Below are 3,146 nucleotides of genomic sequence, written 5' to 3'. Positions count from 1 at the left end.
TTGAGTGATTGCGGGCCGGCGATGAACGCCTAAATCTGCTAGCGGCGCAGGCCGAGCGCCGTCGCGCTCTTCCACTGACGCGGCGGCACCGAGTCCAGGCCGCCCGATACGTTCACCGTGTCGTCTGCGCCGCCCCCAGCGACAGTCCTACCGTCGCGGCAACGAACGGCGGCAGGTCGAGCCCGAGCAAAGGCACGCCGAAAAACGCGAAGAAGACGTTGACCACCAGCGGAATCCAGCGGAAAAGCTCGAAAAAGCCATGAATCGCCCATTTGATCGTGCGGTTTGGCAGCGCCGCAAGCACACCGAGAAGCGACGAGATCACCGTCGTGCAGCGTGGTTAGAAAGCAGATCGTTTAAACCATGCACGGCGACTTTGGTCAACATCCTGTGAACACTCTCCAGCCCAATTCAGCCCGTTATTGGACAGTGACGGTGATCCGATGCCACGCTGTGCTCAGATAGCCTTTGAAATTCCATACATCGGCTGCTTGCGATACCTGAGTCTGTCCCGCCGCGTCCCATGCTCGTACTGACAGTTCATGAGTGCCCCTCGTCAGCGTCAATTCAACGTTCCAGAGCGTCCAACTCCACGGGGTGCGAGGCTCGACGTTGAGTGCGGCTTGTGTCCACGTCACCCCGTCATCTGACGACACTTCTACGCGCGCTACCGATGTTCCCGTCGCCACGGCGTATCCGGAGACCCGGACAGGACCTGTGCACAATGTCGCTCCTTCGTTCGGTTCGCAAATGGCCGAGTTCAGAGGCATATCGTTGATCGTCGTCCCGTTCTTCCAGTCCGCACTGGTTTCATCGACGGAAGCGGGGAACAATTTGTATTCGCGTTGCTGCATGTGATTGTCCGATGGTTTGTCGCGCACCTCGATCGATGCCAGCCACTTCGGACTGCGCACGCCCGCGTATCCTGGAACCACTACGCGCAATGGATACCCATGCTCCGGGCTCAACACTTCGCCGTTCATTTCGTAGGCGAGCAGCACATCGCCCGATAGCGCTTTGCTCGCCGGAATTGACACGCCATAGCGGAAGCGTTTGCCCTCTGCTTCGCAGTCGTCGCACGCTGCAAATACCACGTGCATTTCTCCACCGCACATGATGCCGGCCGATTCGAGCACGTCCTTGAGCCTCACGCCGGTCCAAACCGCATTGCCAATCGCCCCCGGCGCCCATGGGTCACCCGAGACGGGTTTCACCGACAGCAGGTCAGCACGCCGGTTTCCAGCGCATTGCATTACGGCACTGACGGACACGCGCTCAAAGCGGCTTCTAAGATCGTTCAGTGAAAGACTAATCGGACGGCTTATTCGGCCGGAGACCGAAATCCGGTGGAGCGCCTCGTCAATCACCGGCACATTGCCGTGATTGCGCACGTAAAAATCGTCTTGAGTCGTGTGCATGCCGGCGATAAGGCGCTTGAGTTCCGGCTCTGCGTTAAGCGGCGATGTGGAATGGATCCGCTTGTCGAGCCCTTTTGGTGTCATTCGCATCTCCGGCGCTGAATCGGCGTTTGGGAAGAGGTGTTACGGCCCTCTACACGATGCACGAAGCGCGCCCGGTGCCGAATTCGCGTTCGTCAGCCGACGTCAAATACTTCGGCAATCGCGCTCACGGATGGCATTGCTGCCGCAGATCATCGCAAACCGGTGTCTAGAGTGACTTAACTGAGTCACCTTGTCGAACCAGCTAACGATGTCTACGCGTTCCTGGGTCCAGGAATCGGTAAGCTCGTGCGCTTGGCGCGCTTTCCCCGCGGCTTGCGCTGCCGAGGTTTGAGGTCTTCAGACTTGGCAATTCATGAAACGTTTAGTCTTCCCCGAGCAGTTCGCCATGCTGCCGCATGTGGCGCGCTGGCTTTTGCTGTCGGTGCCTTGGCGGGAAGCGCCTTGGCCTGTTTCTCCGGGCGCTCAATATCGCGACGAATACCCGCGTGGCGAACCCCTGGCTCATCTGGCTGCTGCGGTCGCCGGCTTTTGCGTTGGCTAGGTTTATCTGCGGATCGGGACCAGTGACGAAGGCGGAGTGCGGGCGGGGGTATGCTGCGGGTGTAGAAAGCCTATTTTGGTGCCCAGAAAACGCCTAAAAATTGAACGGACGAAATGGAAAGCGCGTCATGGTTAGTCGAAAGGAGGAAAGCGAATTGACTGAGAAAACCGAAATAGTCAGCGGGGACCTGGGGCGATCTCCAGAATCGTTAGAGATACTTGCGAAATATCTCGAGCAATCGCTGGACAACGCTGAGACCATTTTGATGGTGCGCTACGAGGACAGTGTATGCACCGTCTACCTTGGCGACCCGTCGGGTCCGCGCGACGAACTGCGCAAAATCGCCACCATAGCGGTGTCTCTGGCCAACGAGATGCTTGAGCTAACGCGGTCTGGAGAAAACCACTTATCGATTGGCGGGCAGAATTATCGTTTTGTTCGCAGTTTCGCAACAGTCGGTGTTTCAGCAGCCATTGTGTTCTTTGCAGGCTAAGCCACGCTCTTTTCATGCCGAAGCGGCGCTCAGCCGACGGGATCGTGGAACCCCAATAGCGGTCGTTCGAGGCAAAATCGCCGCAGCTAACTCAAGCATGTCGCCTTCGTCGCTTAAGCCAAACGCGGCGGAACTCTGCGACGCGCCGTGCGGCTGCACTGATGCTGCTAGGCATGACATTGAGGAATACCTGCTTGCCTCATTAACTTTTTGAATGCTCAGTCTTGATGTGCTACCAGCCGACATCTCAATGACTAATAGGAAGGTTTCCAGTCAAACGAGTCCTTGGGTCCGTGCACTGCATTGCACAGGCGCGAAATCAATTTCACTTGTGTCATGTCCTCGGCCATGGGTACGGCCGGAATTGCATATTCTTAAATTTCAACACGACGCGGCGCACTTATCGTGAGCCGTGCAGGACGGTTCAACCACATTTGCGGGATTTTGGGGCGTGCCTCCTGGTTCCATGAAATGAGGTTGGGGACACTTCAGCGTGGACCCGGCCGCCTGCCCCAGTCAACCATCGAATGCCACCCGCATCGGTGACGCTTTCGTTGGGCCGCCGCTGAACAGTGGTAAGAGAAAGAGGAAAAAAGGAACGGGTTTAGATGCAGGTGTGCCGTTCTGGCAACTGGCGGCAAGTCGTGAG

Annotated in this window: 4 protein-coding genes; 2 read left to right on the top strand and 2 right to left on the bottom strand. The window is 57.5% G+C overall.

Annotated elements, in window-relative coordinates:
* Positions 1-112: 112 nt before the first annotated feature.
* Together ACFFAR_RS29155 and ACFFAR_RS29150 are read right to left on the bottom strand one after the other, a co-directional pair.
* The gene (locus ACFFAR_RS29155; protein ID WP_062000112.1) at positions 113-325 is read right to left on the bottom strand and encodes an ABC transporter permease subunit; all 213 of its coding nucleotides are present in this window, start codon (positions 323-325) and stop codon (positions 113-115) included.
* A 94-nt stretch (positions 326-419) separates the two neighbouring features.
* The gene (locus ACFFAR_RS29150; protein WP_375509006.1) at positions 420-1,502 is read right to left on the bottom strand and encodes a molybdopterin-dependent oxidoreductase; all 1,083 of its coding nucleotides are present in this window, start codon (positions 1,500-1,502) and stop codon (positions 420-422) included.
* 313 nt (positions 1,503-1,815) lie between these two features.
* Here ACFFAR_RS29150 and ACFFAR_RS29145 point away from each other — a divergent pair, with 313 nt between their 5' ends.
* Both ACFFAR_RS29145 and ACFFAR_RS29140 read left to right on the top strand, forming a co-directional pair.
* Complete coding sequence (locus ACFFAR_RS29145; protein ID WP_375509005.1) at positions 1,816-2,004, top strand: hypothetical protein; 189 nt, start codon at positions 1,816-1,818, stop codon at positions 2,002-2,004.
* Positions 2,005-2,158: 154 nt separating this feature from the next.
* Positions 2,159-2,497 carry a hypothetical protein gene (locus tag ACFFAR_RS29140; protein ID WP_375509004.1) on the top strand — a complete coding sequence of 113 codons (339 nt, stop codon included), beginning with the start codon at positions 2,159-2,161 and terminating at the stop codon, positions 2,495-2,497.
* The last annotated feature ends 649 nt before the right edge of the window (positions 2,498-3,146 follow it).

Origin of the sequence: uncultured Caballeronia sp., from assembly GCF_964243625.1 — a bacterium.
GTDB lineage: Bacteria > Pseudomonadota > Gammaproteobacteria > Burkholderiales > Burkholderiaceae > Caballeronia.
This window is presented reverse-complemented; position numbering and strand designations above follow the sequence as displayed.